This window comes from Bradyrhizobium sp. 22 (assembly GCF_000482425.1).
Taxonomy (GTDB): domain Bacteria; phylum Pseudomonadota; class Alphaproteobacteria; order Rhizobiales; family Xanthobacteraceae; genus Bradyrhizobium; species Bradyrhizobium japonicum_B.
This window is the reverse complement of the sequence record NZ_KI519399.1, coordinates 3,661,655-3,675,196: the sequence shown is the minus strand read 5'-3', so window position 1 is coordinate 3,675,196 and position 13,542 is coordinate 3,661,655. Positions and strand designations below refer to the sequence as shown.

Below are 13,542 nucleotides of genomic sequence, written 5' to 3'. Positions count from 1 at the left end.
CACGGCGAGTTCCGAAGCCTGGTCCGCCGACATCGGCGTCGCCTGCGTGGTGGGGCGCCACGCCGCCGATGCCGGCTCGCGCCGGAGCTTATCGACCCAGCGCCGCAGCACTGAGTCGCGCAGACCGAGCTCCTTGGCTACCGACCCGATCGAGCGGCCGCTCGACACCACCAACCCCGCCGCCTCGCGCTTGTACTCTTCAGTAAACGACCGACGTGCACGTTCCATTCAACACCTCCAGGCTCAACGAGCCTACTACAGGTGTCCACTCATTCGGAGGAAGTTCAGTGCCGAAGTCTTTGGTCGATAATGGGCGCGGCTTTTCGCCTTTCAACTCTGCCGCACGGTCTTCTTTCCGCTTCTCGACGGCCTTCGGCGCCTTATCGAACGCCTTGTCTAGAGCGGCATCCAGGCCGGCGAGCTGGCTGCCCTTATTCTTCTGCCGGTTATCGGCTGCGCGCTTGCTATCGCGCTCCGGCTTCTCGTCCTTCGCGTCCGGTTTACCGTCCTTGCCCTCTTTGGACTTCGCAGCCTTTTCGGCCTTCGCCCGCTCTTTCTCCTCGCGGTCCATATTCCAAATGCCATCAGAACTGAGCGCATTCGGAGGCAACACAGCCTGTTCTCCGTCGCCAACCGCCGCCGGCTCAGTCGCCTCGCCGATCGCAGCAAAGGCGCTGTCGAGCGCGCTATCGATGCCGGCGCCTGGATTCAAATCACTCATCTGCGCGTCCTCTTCGCCTTGATTGCACCCGTGATCGCCAACGCCAATTCGGGCATGATGCCGACTTGCTCTAGCGCTGAAACGTCGCAATGCTGATTGTTGATGGCTTCCTCAATGGCGCGAGCCTGGAAATCCGCGAACGCCGGACCGCAATAGGCCGCCGCATCGCTCCACCCGAAATCAATGTCCGCAGCAATGACGGCTGCCGCTGCAGGATCACAGCCGCTGCTTACGAGACTTGCCGGATCAGTCATGAGATTTCCCGCTCTTGAACCGGCTCAAAAGCTTCGCGTAATCGGCAGCCGAAAGCATCCGCTTGCTACGCGGCGACAGCTGCGCAATCGGAATGCCCTGCCGCTCGCAAGCACGCTGCAATGTGTTGGGCGTGCAGCGAACCACCCGGCAAATCTCGGGGAAGGGTATGAATCTCTCCGCCTCAGTCAGTGACATGGCCTCGCCTCGGTGAACCGCGCGGCCGGTTTGACCGGCGCGCGCAGAAGGAAACTTGTTTGGTCGTCCTGGGATTGCCGCGGGTCTGAGCTGCGGTCGTCTCGCCAGCGTTTGAGGCTGGACTTCAGCGGTCTGAGCGCTGGGTTGCCTTGCGCTTCCGAGGTGCGAACAGTGCTAGCTTCCGTCCGTGGTGCACCAACCTCATTCGCGCGCAGCGAACACAAAACACAAAGTGAACTGATTTGCCGATTTCGACAAGATGTTTCGGCGGCTAACACACAACCCCGAGGGGGATAGCCCTCTCGCATCCTCCGCTTTCTTCAACCACTTAACCGGTGCGCACTCGGACCACAGCGCACACAGCGCAGAACAGCGGAGTTTCCTATAGAACCTCTATTTTCAAATTCACCCCTCTATTAGAGAGTCGGCTGTGGTGCGCTGTGCGCTGTGGTGTCGGCTCGTGATGTCGTCCACCAGCGCTTGCCCTGCCAATCGACCGGCAAGCGATACCAACCCAATCGCTCCATGATGGCCGTGATGCGCCGCTGATCTGCCGTCCCAACGCGCGCGGCCTCGATCGACAGCGCATTCTTGGCAACCTGCCCCACCGTGACTTTGTCGCTGATGTCCAGATAGCCGGCGATTTGCTCTTCCCAGGCATCGGCCTCATACCGGGTTTCCTGCTCCGGCTTGATGTGCTCCCGCTCGAAATTCGCATCGGGCCACCATGGAGCACCGTTGCGATAAAGGTGCACGGCTTCCGCAAACAGTTGGTCTCGATCCTCCAGCAATCCGTCAATATCGATCTTGCCGACGCGGACGGGCCAGAAGCGGCGCCCGCCCGTTTCGTCTCGCAGGTACGTTTCCTTGTTCGTGGTGCCGACGAACACGCATTGGCGCGGCTCCACGACCTCATAGCGGCCATAGCTCGGCCGGTATCGCTCGACTTGCCGGGTAATGAACGCCTTAAGCTGTGCGGCTTCCACCCGGCTCATCGCGTGCATTTCCCCGACCTCGATCAGCCATTTGCCGCGAAGGTGCTGCGTCACGTCCTTGCCGGCGCTGATCTCGGGCAGGCTGTCCGAAAACCATTCGCCGCCAAGCACGGCACAGGCCGATGATTTCATTGCGCCCTGGGGTCCCTCGAAAACCGGCATATAGTCCGCCTTGCACCCGGGCTCGAAGACGCGGGCCACCAAAGCCACAAGGAACATCTTCCCGACCGCGTTTGTGTACGGATTGCATTCGGCCCCTAGCCTGGTCGTGAGCCATACGTTGGCCCTGGGCCTGCCGTCCCACACCAAGCCGTTCAGATAGGCCAGGACCGGGTGATAGGCGTTCTCCCGGGCTCGCGCATTGAGAGCGTCCCGCACCGTGTCCCGCGCGATCCTCTTGAGCCCGGCCTTTTGCAGCCATTCGGTCGCAATCGTCACGTCGTCGTCGGTTATGGGCCGCGGCTCGAATGGAGCGAGCGGAGCCCCGATTTCGTGCGTCAACATCACCGTGCGCTGCATCTCATCGAACGCAACGGCATCGCGCATGGCCGGATCCCGCCGGAAGGCGATCAGAGCGTTGGCGACGACCGGAAGCGGATTGCCGGTATCGCCCTTGATGCATTGGGCGAGCCAACTGTCTTTCGTTACAGGGAACGGCGTCACTGCGTTCATTCCGCCCCCCTTGGCATCGCCAATTCAATGGCCGTCGCCAGCGGCCCACCTTTGACGGCATGCGCCAACGTGCTGGCGGCAACGCCATGCTGGAGCGCGATTGACGCCAGAACAGCGGTTGCCTCCGCATGCTGCTGCACGGCCGAGCCGACCTTACCGCAATCAAGGAAGATTTCGGCTAGGCGCCCATCGGGGTAACGCGTCGCCGTCGCGTGATACTGGCGATCCTGATGAATGAAATTGAAAGAGATGCTCTCGCGGCGGTCCGGAAGGGTCTCGCGGCCACTCATTGCCTATCCTCCGGAATCGACGGTCTCACAACCTCCCAGAGCGCAGCCGACATGCCGCTGTCGTTCTTGCCGCGCCCCCCGGTCGGGCGAACCATGCCGAGCCGATGGAGCTCGGACACGCGCGGGCGAACGGACAAGATGGAACGTTTCATTTCCGTTGCGATCTCGTCGGCCGTCATTGGTCGTTGAGCCCGGATCATGGTCCGGAGAACATCGGAGCGGAGGGTTTTTGCCGATGGGGCCATACGCTCGGCCGCTTCGGCAGAGGTGCCGGCGGCCTTAAAGCCTGGGCTGTCGGGATATTCGTCAATGTGCATTTGGCGCCTCCCCGTAGCAAAGAAGCGCCGTTGCAATCGCCCGCGGCTGGGAAAATCCAAATCGCCGCATCAGCCGTAGAACTTGAACCGGCCGGACCACTTCGATATTGTGGCTTTCGAGCCCGCCGCCAAGCAGCTCGATTTCCGATGCCGGTTCACCGTGTCGCGCGGTGGCCGGCATCGCCGCATTTGCATGGGCCATTCGATCAGGCGGCCTCGGACGCGGTCGAGCGCATCGGCAAAGACGAAATCCAGGCCCTCAGCGCCTCGTCCGTGACGAGGGTGCGAGCGCCGGCCTTGTAGGCCTTCAGGCGGCCGGCCTTGATTTCCGAAAAAATGAGGGTGCGGCCAACACTGGCGCGGTGCGCGGCTTCATCGGGCGAAAACGCAATTCTCTCCGACATAAGGTCTCCCGTTGTTTGTTCGCGCTTAGGCGAACGGCTAAGAACGGGAATAGGATTAGGCCGCGAGCGGCGCGCTGCCTTCGGCTATCAAATCGCGGTATTTGACCACACGGCTATTAATCGCGTGCCAGGTCTTCAGCATAGTGGCGGATCACATGCTCCATTTCGCGATCGCATATCCTCTGTAGTTCGCGCTGGTCGTCAAACCCGGTCTTTTCCGAGATCGCATTCCAAGACATACCGCGGGCTCGCATTTCAAAGACTTCGACGGCAAGCGTAAAATACTTGCCGGGCTTCGACGGCTTTTCGCCTCGATATCGGGCTAAACCCAATGCTTGATCGAGACTGCCGCCCCAGTGCTTGCGCTCGTCAATGGCTTCCGCCAGCCATCTGAGCCCGTCGTAGCCCGCGACCTCGTGCGGCAGATATTCCGCAAAGTGCTTCCACAAGCTCTCGCTTAAGGCCTCCAGACGCTGCTCTGCCTCCTGTTGGTCTTTAGGCCGGCCCTTCATGTGATCACCCTTCCAAGATCGTACGCAGGCTGCTTTCCCAAAGCGCCAACGCCGCCCGTTTTTCGGACAGATACGAATACCGGTCGTAGTGCTTGTTCCCCACGTCGCCGGAAATGTGGTTCATCAGCCGGTCGCGAATATCCGCCGGCACGCCAAGTTGAGGCAGCCGCGTTCTGAAAGTCCGGCGCAAATCGTGCGGCGTCGGCGGTTCGGCCTTCCATGACCTGATTGCTGGGTCTGTGCCGGCCATTTGGGCTGCCATCCGATTCATCGCCTTGGCATAGGCGTGCGCCGTCATGCCCACCAGCTTGCGGGCCAGCTCCAAGGCCATAGGCTCAAGCGGCACGACATGTGGGCGCTTGTTCTTCGTCCGCTCGCCCGGGATGCTCCAGAGCGCCCGGGCGGGGTTGTCCAGGTGCTCAAACTCTTTCGGAGCGACGCCCGCAACCTCCCCGGGCCTGACACCCGTCAGCAGCGCAAACCGGAGGCCGAATCCTGTCTCGGGAGATACCGGCGGCTCAATTACCCGCCGCCAAAAGAGCCGGATTTCGGGATCGTTGAGCACCCGATTGCCGATTCCCTCTTCGCCCCGCTTCCTGAGCCGAGAACAAGGATTGGCGTCGATCAGATCGCTATCCACAGCAAAACTGAAGACGACCGAGATTAGGCTTTGCACCCGATTGGCCAGCACCGGCTTGCCGTCAGCAATGATTGCTTCAATCAGCTCGATCGCGTCCCGGCGCCGGATCTCGGCATAGTCTCGCTCACCCCACCGCGGGAGAACGTGGAGATTCAGGTTTCGCTCGTCTGCCCCGGCCGAGCGCTTATTGCGGCGCGCGTATTCTTCCAGATATCGATCCGCCAGCACCTTAAACGTCCGGCCAGGCGCCTCCCGCCGCGCGCGGCGCTTCGCCTCGCTGGGATGCTCGCCTTGTGATATGCCTTTGCGGTAGTCGTTCGCGCGCTCCCTCGCCTCTGCAAGTGTTACCTCGGGATAGGGCCCGATCGTCACGCGGGATAGCTTGCCGGAGACTGGAGCCCGATAGCGAAAGGACCAGGAGCGGGCGCCGGCCTTGGTTATGCGAAATTCGAGCCCGGGGCATGATTGATCGGCCAATTCCGTCCGGCCGCTGGCGGGCGGCTTAAGCGATCTGAGGTAGGTATCCGTGAGGGCCTTGAGCATGGCGCGGGGGCACACCGGGGGCGCGATTTGGACGTATGCGGGCGATTGGGGCTGAACCCCAGCGAACGAAAATAGCCTTATATGATAGGCTCTGATTTTGGAATGGCGTTCGGATGCGTTCGCATGTGTTCTCAACAACGTGACTTTTAATCACGGGGTCCTGGGTTCGAGCCCCAGCGCGCTCACCAGAATTCGTCCATATTATCAAACGGTTAGAAAGAATTTCAACCCTGACCATGGTTCTGGTTTAATCGCTAAGGTGCGATTTAGGTGCGGTTGAATTGCCCGGATTCCAGACCCGTTTTGTTCAGCGTCGTGCAAAACGCGATTAGGGCGCGCTACGTCGGTTTGGAGCGTTGCGGTCCTGTCAGCCCCCCGATCCGGTCGAACGCGTCTCACGCCCTCCCCGTGCCGTTTTGCGCGGACCGATTGGATTCAATTAGATGCGTCACGCCTCGATAGCCTCGCGCGCGACGGAGCAAATCGTTATGGCGTGATTGCAGTCCATCGCGTAGAGTTTCGCGCAATCGAGCGAGCAGGCACCCCGCGCCAGCATCCAGCGACAAGCGGTCAGAGCCCTTCGGGCCAGCACCCAACGTCCCGCGATCAAGTCGGGCCTCGACCCATCCGCTTCCTTCATCGCGACGCCGAGCCTTTTCGCGCGTCCCCTTACCGCTCGTGTGCCTCACAGGAGGGCATCGCCATGTCGAAATCTGTATCCAAAACCCGTGCGCAATGGGCAAAAGAAATCTGCGCCGCTCATCACAAGAGCATCGAAAACGTCCTGCAGATAGGACGCACCCTAACCGCCGCGAAAAAAGCGCTTCCGTACGGCGAGTTTGAAAACATGATAGCGACCGATCTGCCGTTTGAGCCAGCGACCGCGCAGCGCCTGATGAAAATCGCTCGTGACCCTCGTATCGCAAAAGCTGCACGCGCGCAGCTTTTGCCGATCGCCTGGGGTAAACGAGCTAACATCAGCAGCCGCGAGTGTCGATGTTTCGAGAAATCCCGTCTTCACAAGACGCAGCCGATGGCTGGGAAGTCGACTAATCAATTTGCGCGATGAGCAGGCGATAACAAGATCAGATGCGTACCCCTCGCGTCACACAGGCATCGACCACTTCACGAGCGACAAAGCTTTCGACATCGCTACGAAATTGCGCGCCGTACTCTGCGGCAGCACTCGACGGGTCGGCTTGATACGCATCAGCGATGATCATGGGATCGACGATCGGATTGACCGTGCCGGTGTCCGCCTGCACCACCAAGACTGGATCGCCATCTTTGCCGTAATGGTCCCTATGCGCCTCATAGAGCACGCCTCGTCTGGCGTAAGGGCTGGAAGCCGCGAGCAGCATTGCGTTCGGGATCGTCGCCATCGCCGGCTTGATGGCGTTGATGATCTCGGTATCGGGATTCGCGCTGTCCTCGGAGCGGAAGAATGCAATTTCCTCCAGTAGGCTCGCGACCACGGTGAAACCGCGTACGCTGCGGAAAGAAGCCGTCATCACCTCGATAATGATGTCGTTTGTGAGCGAAATACTTTCGGCAGTGTCGCCCTCGATCATTCTTGCAAGCATCGGCGTTTGCGAGATGAAAGCCTTGATGTAACGGATGCAGGTCCTAGCTTGCTTCTTGTCCGATGCGATGACCTGAACCACGCCCTTCTCGCCGGGAGCAAGGTAAGGCTTGTAGTCGTGGAAGGCAGCGAGCCAGACGGCGATCAAACTGATGATGCGGGACTTGCCGCCCCGACGACCAATGCATAACCAGACTTCTTTTGCGACCTCGGTTGGCGGCTGCGTCCGACCGGTGACCTGCCGATATACGGCCACCTGCTCGTCGGTCATGGGCAACGCGAAGATCGCGGCTATGATTGCGAACCAGACGGCCCAGGTCTCGACGTCTTTGAAGAACGGCTTGAATAGCTCCCCGTCGGCTAGCGCGTCGAGGATCGTCGGGTCTTGAGGGTGTGGTCTAGGCTTGGGCGCTTCGGGTTGGTACCTGACGCGCTCCCGGACCATCAGTCGGCCTCATCGTGGTCGATGGTTCGATATCGATGGCGCCATTGCTCGACCGTAGGTGTGATGTCGTGGGTCTTCCGTTCGAGACCGATCGCCTCAAGCAAACGCCGGAGCGTATTGCTCAGCCGCTGGTACAGTTCAAGGCGTGTCGGTGTCGCCGCGTCCTCAGACTCTGCGAACGCGACCTCGATCCTCTCAAGCTCGACCGTGATTGTCGCGGCGCGACGTGCGATCGACTTAATTGCTTCCGACACGCGATCCTCACCCCCGGCATCCGAAAGCAACATGGCGAGAATGTCGCGGAATCGCCTCATGTAAACCGATCGACCGTCGATAGACCGAGGCATGAGGCTGCGACCGTTGGTGACACGGCTTCTTCCCTTCGATTTGTTCACCTGATCGCGTGCAGTAGCGTGCATGTTGTTTTGACCGCGAATATCGGGGCTCTATTTCAGGTCGCAAATATGACCTGGGACCGCACCTGCTGACTAGCCCCATAGCAAAAGCCCTATTTTTCTCGGTTGATTCTGGCGCCTGCCCTATGATGCGGGATCACATAACCCAGCAACGCGTCGAAAATCAGTGCGAGCGGGTGCTGAGAACCGAAGCCTTCGGTGGACAAACAAATCTCTGATCGGCGGACTTATGTCTGGCGGCCGACTGCTCCAGAGCCTTCCCTCTTGAACCGTTCGACCGCCGCAGCGATTGCGTCGTCCGGCGACATGGTCAACTGCATGTTGACGGGGATCACGATCTCGCAGTCGACGGGCTCTAGACCATCGCAGGCCAATTCTGCGATGCCGTTTCCAAACACCTTATAGAAGAACGTCGCATAGGCTCGCACGTCATTTTCGTCAGGATTGTTTTCCCCGTGCAAAAGCCCGCCGTCCTCAAGGTTCGTGTGGATGCGACCGGCCTTATAATCCAAGAAGAAGACAAGCATTATCGTCTTCCGCTCATTGAAGAGGACGACCTTGACCACTCCTTGATGGACCGCATCAGTGTACATTGTCATTCGTTCTAGGCCGGCAATCGGCCCGTCCGGCCACAGGCCGACTGATACGACTCGTTCGTTAAGCCCGGTCGCGGCTGCGTCAGCACCGGTTCTCAGGGAGATTAGAGTTTCAGCAGGTAGTAACGGATCCCACGGTGCAAGGCGATCGCGGGTCCGATATAGAGATCGTGAGTCGGGCACGCCGAGTTCATCACGGATATAGAGGCGGGCCAGTTCCTCGATAATAACCAGATCCGCTGACAAACGCCTGCGGTCCGCTGCAATATCGGGGTCAACTATCTCGCCTTCCAGAGACGCATGAGCGACCGCGCAACGGCCGCTCTCAAATAGATGATTAGCGACATCGATGCCGAGAGTGCGCAATTCGGCAACACGGGCTCCCGCCCGATCCTTGAGCTTGTCAATATTCCCAGCAATCCATCGGCCTCTATTTCGACCGTCCTTGAACTGCGACTCAATTACTTTGTAGAAGCTTAGAAATGCAGTACGCCTCCGACGGGGGCCGTCTTGCGTGAGGGGTGGCAATTCGCGAAGCGTGTGACCTTAAGTCTAACTTTAAGGTCATCAGGCGATGCGGGTCGAGGTTATGGGCGGGCTGGAGCGGCGGCGGCGTTGGTCGCAGGACGACAAGGCACGCATTGTCGAGGAGACGCTGGCACCGGGCGCGAAGGTAACGGAGGTTGCGCGGCGCAACGGAGTAGCGACCAGCCTGGTGTTTACCTGGCGTCGACAAGCGCGGACATCGGAACAAGTTGTACCATCTTTTACGCCGGTGCAGATCGCCGCCGTAGCGGCCTCGGCTGAAGAAACTGCGAAGCTTTTGCCTACGGTGGATGGCCGAGTTCGCTCGGCGGCAGCCGCGCGTACTGGATTGATAGAGATCGATCTCGGCAACCGTCGGTGCATCCGGGTGGATGCGCACGTCGATCCGGAGGCGTTGGCGCGGGTTCTCGATGTGCTTGGACGCCGATGATTGCTATACCGGGGAATGTGCGGGTGTGGCTCGCGACAGGCTACACGGATATGCGCCGAGGCTTTCCGTCTTTGGCACTCCAGGTACAGGAGGTGCTGCGCAAGGATCCGCTCAGCGGTCATCTGTTCGTCTTCCGGGGTCGCCGCAGCGATCTCGTGAAGGCGATCTGGCACGATGGCCAGGGAGCCTGCTTGTTCACAAAAAAACTCGAGAGAGGAAAGTTTATCTGGCCATCGGTTGCCGGTGAAGCGGTAACGATCTCGCCGGCGCAGTTGAGCTATCTGCTGTCCGGGATCGATTGGCGCAATCCGCAAGAAACCCAGCGGCCGACGCGGGTCGGATAGGTGTTTTGGGTTTGAGTTTGCGGCCTGATCTGATTCAATGGCTTCATGACATCGAAGCCGGACGATCTTCCATCGGACCTTGCGAGCGCCTACCTCGCGCTGCTGGCCGAGCGCGAGGAGTTGCGGGCTGAACGCGATGTAGCAGTCGCGGATGCCGCCAACGCGCGGGCGGAGCTGTCGGACAGCGAGGTGCTGATCGCTCATCTTGAGCTACGGATTGAGAAGCTCAAACGTGAACTGCACGGGCAGCGCTCCGAGCGCACGGCACGGCTGATCGAACAGTTGGAATTGGAGCTCGAAGAACTCGCCACCACGGCGAGCGAGGATAAGCTGGTTGCGCAGGCTGCCGCGGCAAAAACCCAGAGCGTTCGCCCCTTCATGCGCAAGCGGCCAGTTCGTCAGCCATGGCCGGACGGCATCGAACACGAGCGTGTCGTCATTGAGGCTCCAACGAGCTGCTCCTGCTGCGGTGGATCTCGGCTGGCGAAGATCGGGGAGGATGTGACCAAGACGCTGGAGGAGATTCCGCGTCGCTTCAAGGTGATCGAGACAGTACGTGAGAAGTTCACCTGCCGCGATTGCGAGAAGATCAGCCAGCCGCCCGCGCCGTTCCATGCCACACCGCGCGGCTTCATCGGTCCGCAATTGCTGGCGACAATCCTGTTCGACAAGTTCGGCATGCATATCCCGCTCAACCGTCAGAGCGTGCGCTTCAAGGCCGAGCGGATCGATTTGCCGCTGTCGACGCTGGCCGACCAGGTCGGCCACGGAACCTTCGCCGTCATGCCGCTGTTCCAGCTGATCGAGCGTCATGTGCTCGTGGCCGAGCGCCTTCATGGCGACGACACCACCATCCGCATCCTGGCGAAGGGCAAGTGCACGACCGGCCGGATCTGGACTTATGTGCGGGATGACCGGCCGTTCGCCGGGCCTGCGCCGCCGGCGGCGGTCTATTATGCCTCGGGCGACCGACGGGGCGAACATCCCCAGAAGCATCTGGCCGCCTTCGCCGGCATCCTGCAGGCGGATTGCTATGGCGGCTTCGAGCCGTTGTTCGACCCAAAAAGGAAAGCGATGCCGATCACGCCGGCATTTTGCCTGGCCCATGCGCGGCGGGGATTCTTCGAACTGGCCGACATCGAGAAAACGGCCAGGGAAGGCCGCAAGGGCAAACCGGTCTCCCCGATCGCGCTGGAGGCGCTCAGGCGTCTTGACGCCCTGTTTGAGATCGAGCGCACCATCAACGGCTGCAGTGCCGACGAGCGGCGCGCCGTGCGCCAGGAGCGGAGCAAGCCGCTGCTCGAAGACATGCACGCCTGGCTTCTGCGCGAGCGAGAAACCCTCTCGCGCTCCGCCGAGGTTCTGAAGCCCATGAACTACATGCTCAGACGCTGGGACGACTTCGCCCGCTTCCTCGACGACGGCAGGATCTGCTTGACCAACAATTGCGCTGAACGCGCTTTGAGAGGCATCGCCTTGGGGCGGCGCAACTGGACCTTCGCTGGCAGCCAACGTGGCGCCGACCGTGCCGCCATCATGCTGACGATGATCACTACTTGTCGTCTCAACGACGTCGATCCCAAGGCTTGGCTCGCCGACGTCCTGGCCCGTATCGCCGATCTTCCTGCATCGCGGCTGCACGAACTGCTGCCCTGGGAATGGAAGCTCCTGCGCCAAGCCGATAAGCCTGCCGGTCAGCAGGCCGCCTGACCTTCACCCAACCGATCATAGAGCTCACTTTGCCCACGCGCGTGCGTCAATCTGGCGGCCTTCGTCGTATGCGTACGAAATGCATAGCCGTCGTGCACCTCGTCGAGCCGCTTTCCCTCACGCCAGAAGGCAAGCGCCTTTCGGACGTTGTCGTCCTCGATAACCGGCATGTGGTTACAGCTGAAGGATTTCTCCCCGGCGATTCCCATTGAGGAGTAGACTGTTCGACCGCCGTATACCGCGGGATGACTGCCATGGATATATCCAGACACGTCGACATAGCCGCCAGCGAACCAGCTCAAGACCGAAGTAAACCTGTAGACCTTCGCAATGGCCGCGTCTGCTCCGCCCCTGTGATCATCATACGCAATGATGATCCCAGGCGACGACGATTTGCCGTCGCGCTGGGTACCGAGGAGAAAGTATTCGTCGCCGGCATACTGTACGCAGACGTCCGATGACGGCCACGGAATGGACGAAGCCACACCAGCTGACAGCCAACCTCGGCGTCTACGAAGCTTCTGGGCGACCTCCTCCCCGAAAATATGAGGAACATAGGGCGTCTTCATCAGTCCAGTGTAGTTCCGGTGTGGTTCGCCGTCCAGTTGCTTAACACCGAGAGGATGACCGGCCATTATTTCTCGGCAACAAGCCCTTCAGATGACCGCGCTGTTTCAGAAATTCGAGGTCAGCTAAAAAATTGGATCGGACTGCCGATAACATGACCCCCGACGCTGTCTCGAACCGCGCCTGAAGCTCTGGCACCGTGATTTTTGGATTTTCAAGAATCGCCTGCTTGATGTCTCGTTTGGTCGTTTTCTGGGTCTCGACAACGCGAGGCGCTATCGGCTGAGAGGGAAGCCTGATTCGCTTCCTCGGCTCGAGTCTGACGCGTGGCCGAGACCCAGTCTCGGCCTTCGAAGGCGGGAATGATCTCCAATCAATAGTCCAGATATCGCGGTCGTCGATGTCTTTCACGGCTTGTCCTCCGCTGTTGTGATAATATGCACATTTTCCCCAACACACCTCACGTTCGCGCCCTTTCGCCGGTGCCCACATCAGCCCGTCGTTTATCTGCAGAACGTCCATTTCCCTCAGTCTTTCGAATTGCCTTGGCCGCTCTTTTCGGAAGTCTGTGAGAGTGCCATGGTCTGATCGTTTAAGCAGTCCCCGTACTCGCCTTTCTATGTTGATCAGGGGGTGCGGTTTTATCGATTTCTCCAGTTCCTTGATTATCGGTTCTGCGTGGTCGCGCATCGTGATGCACTTCGAGAAAAGCTCCCGCGGTTTGATTTTGAACAGATCGATGGGCCTATTAATTCCAAGCCTCTTGACCGCGCGGCCGGTTAGCACTCGGATTTCTAGATGAGGCTTGCATAGCTCCCCGTCGAGTTTGCCCGGCTTATCGCTGTAATAGACCGTCGTCTTCGCCAGTCTTCCTTTGCGATAAGCCGTATCGATCGAATAGACGGTGCCTTTCTCGTTGCGAATGCTGTCTGATGTTTTCCGATGGCGCATGTGGGTGTGTAGCGTCATCAGAGTCTCGATTTCTTCGTCAATCACGCCCGCCTGGCGGTCTAAATCGTAAGCGACGTGCAGTCGGCAGATCGACATGCGGTCTTGCCACCTGTCTCCCAGGACCCGTAGCGCGCTTTCGGTCGGCTGGTTCAGCTTCAAGACCCAGCCGATCGGTACATCGTTGATAATGAGAGGCTCCTCCCAAACTCTCCTACGGGTCTCGGCCCTCAGCGCGTTCTTCAGCGAGACATCAAACCGCCGCGGCCAAAACACCTCGATCGTATCGATGAACGCGAATGCGGTTGCCAGATGGGGGTCCCGAGAAATGATCACTGAACTGGGGCGAGGCTTGGCGCGCCCTACCCGGCCTGATATGTTGCGCACGTTTTTGCATCTCCACGTTGCTCAAAC

The 13,542-nt window shown here is 59.9% G+C and carries 18 protein-coding genes; 4 read left to right on the top strand and 14 right to left on the bottom strand.

Annotated features, from left to right (window positions below; translation table 11 throughout):
- The 9 genes from K410_RS38005 to K410_RS0118805 form a co-directional block, all read right to left on the bottom strand.
- On the bottom strand, positions 1 to 228 hold a 228-nt coding region (locus K410_RS38005; protein WP_063831423.1), incomplete at its 3' end, for a transposase.
- On the bottom strand, positions 200 to 721 hold the full coding sequence (locus tag K410_RS0118840) for a hypothetical protein (protein ID WP_028136321.1): 522 nt from the start codon (positions 719 to 721) through the stop codon (positions 200 to 202). The genes K410_RS0118840 and K410_RS38005, both read right to left, overlap by 29 nt.
- Complete coding sequence (locus K410_RS0118835; protein WP_028136320.1) at positions 718 to 975, bottom strand: hypothetical protein; 258 nt, start codon at positions 973 to 975, stop codon at positions 718 to 720. The genes K410_RS0118840 and K410_RS0118835 overlap by 4 nt, the downstream gene beginning before the upstream one ends.
- Positions 976 to 1,587: 612 nt before the next feature.
- Positions 1,588 to 2,838, bottom strand: coding sequence for a virulence-associated E family protein (locus K410_RS37005; RefSeq protein ID WP_049820100.1), 1,251 nt, complete (start codon positions 2,836 to 2,838; stop codon positions 1,588 to 1,590).
- Positions 2,835 to 3,128, bottom strand: coding sequence for a TSCPD domain-containing protein (locus tag K410_RS37000; protein WP_049820099.1), 294 nt, complete (start codon positions 3,126 to 3,128; stop codon positions 2,835 to 2,837). Before K410_RS37000 ends, K410_RS37005 begins: the two co-directional genes overlap by 4 nt.
- A complete protein-coding gene (locus K410_RS36995; protein WP_049820098.1) occupies positions 3,125 to 3,445 on the bottom strand; it encodes a hypothetical protein in 321 nt (106 codons plus the stop codon). Before K410_RS36995 ends, K410_RS37000 begins: the two co-directional genes overlap by 4 nt.
- Positions 3,446 to 3,651: 206 nt before the next feature.
- Positions 3,652 to 3,849: a MerR family transcriptional regulator gene (locus K410_RS36990; RefSeq protein WP_049820097.1), complete on the bottom strand. Its 198-nt coding sequence runs from the start codon at positions 3,847 to 3,849 to the stop codon at positions 3,652 to 3,654.
- A gap of 116 nt (positions 3,850 to 3,965) precedes the next feature.
- On the bottom strand, positions 3,966 to 4,361 hold the full coding sequence (locus K410_RS0118810) for a hypothetical protein (protein WP_028136319.1): 396 nt from the start codon (positions 4,359 to 4,361) through the stop codon (positions 3,966 to 3,968).
- Positions 4,362 to 4,365: 4 nt separating this feature from the next.
- Entirely contained in the window at positions 4,366 to 5,544 is a 1,179-nt protein-coding gene (locus K410_RS0118805) for a tyrosine-type recombinase/integrase (protein WP_028136318.1), read from the bottom strand.
- 703 nt (positions 5,545 to 6,247) lie between these two features.
- On the opposite strand from K410_RS0118805, the gene K410_RS38515 reads away from it, so the two are divergent.
- Positions 6,248 to 6,613 carry a DUF3102 domain-containing protein gene (locus tag K410_RS38515; protein ID WP_080672174.1) on the top strand — a complete coding sequence of 122 codons (366 nt, stop codon included), beginning with the start codon at positions 6,248 to 6,250 and terminating at the stop codon, positions 6,611 to 6,613.
- A gap of 16 nt (positions 6,614 to 6,629) precedes the next feature.
- Here the strand turns inward: K410_RS38515 and K410_RS36985 are convergent, their stop codons facing one another.
- The 3 genes from K410_RS36985 to mauJ all read right to left on the bottom strand — a co-directional run bounded on the left by K410_RS36985 (position 6,630) and on the right by mauJ (position 9,111).
- Positions 6,630 to 7,571 (bottom strand): hypothetical protein, encoded by a 942-nt coding sequence (locus K410_RS36985; protein ID WP_049820096.1) that lies wholly within the window; start codon positions 7,569 to 7,571, stop codon positions 6,630 to 6,632.
- A complete protein-coding gene (locus K410_RS36980) occupies positions 7,571 to 7,885 on the bottom strand; it encodes a hypothetical protein (protein ID WP_245269400.1) in 315 nt (104 codons plus the stop codon). Before K410_RS36980 ends, K410_RS36985 begins: the two co-directional genes overlap by 1 nt.
- Positions 7,886 to 8,214: 329 nt before the next feature.
- Positions 8,215 to 9,111, bottom strand: a complete 897-nt coding sequence (gene mauJ, locus K410_RS39635; protein WP_349509800.1) for a methylamine utilization protein MauJ — start codon at positions 9,109 to 9,111, stop codon at positions 8,215 to 8,217.
- A gap of 46 nt (positions 9,112 to 9,157) precedes the next feature.
- Between mauJ and tnpA the strand changes: the two genes are divergently transcribed.
- Genes tnpA through tnpC form a run of 3 tightly spaced genes read left to right on the top strand, consistent with a single transcriptional unit; the run spans position 9,158 to position 11,613 of the window.
- Positions 9,158 to 9,559 (top strand): IS66-like element accessory protein TnpA, encoded by a 402-nt coding sequence (gene tnpA / locus K410_RS0118780; protein WP_028133142.1) that lies wholly within the window; start codon positions 9,158 to 9,160, stop codon positions 9,557 to 9,559.
- 23 nt (positions 9,560 to 9,582) lie between these two features.
- Positions 9,583 to 9,903, top strand: a complete 321-nt coding sequence (tnpB, locus tag K410_RS0118775) for an IS66 family insertion sequence element accessory protein TnpB (protein ID WP_433994191.1) — start codon at positions 9,583 to 9,585, stop codon at positions 9,901 to 9,903.
- 45 nt (positions 9,904 to 9,948) lie between these two features.
- Positions 9,949 to 11,613, top strand: a complete 1,665-nt coding sequence (gene tnpC / locus K410_RS0118770; RefSeq protein ID WP_028133140.1) for an IS66 family transposase — start codon at positions 9,949 to 9,951, stop codon at positions 11,611 to 11,613.
- On the opposite strand, the gene K410_RS0118765 is transcribed toward tnpC, so the two are convergent.
- Entirely contained in the window at positions 11,598 to 12,182 is a 585-nt protein-coding gene (locus tag K410_RS0118765; protein WP_028136315.1) for a hypothetical protein, read from the bottom strand. The genes tnpC and K410_RS0118765 overlap by 16 nt on opposite strands.
- A gap of 40 nt (positions 12,183 to 12,222) precedes the next feature.
- Positions 12,223 to 13,515, bottom strand: a complete 1,293-nt coding sequence (locus K410_RS0118760; RefSeq protein WP_155253488.1) for a hypothetical protein — start codon at positions 13,513 to 13,515, stop codon at positions 12,223 to 12,225.
- Positions 13,516 to 13,542: the final 27 nt, after the last annotated feature.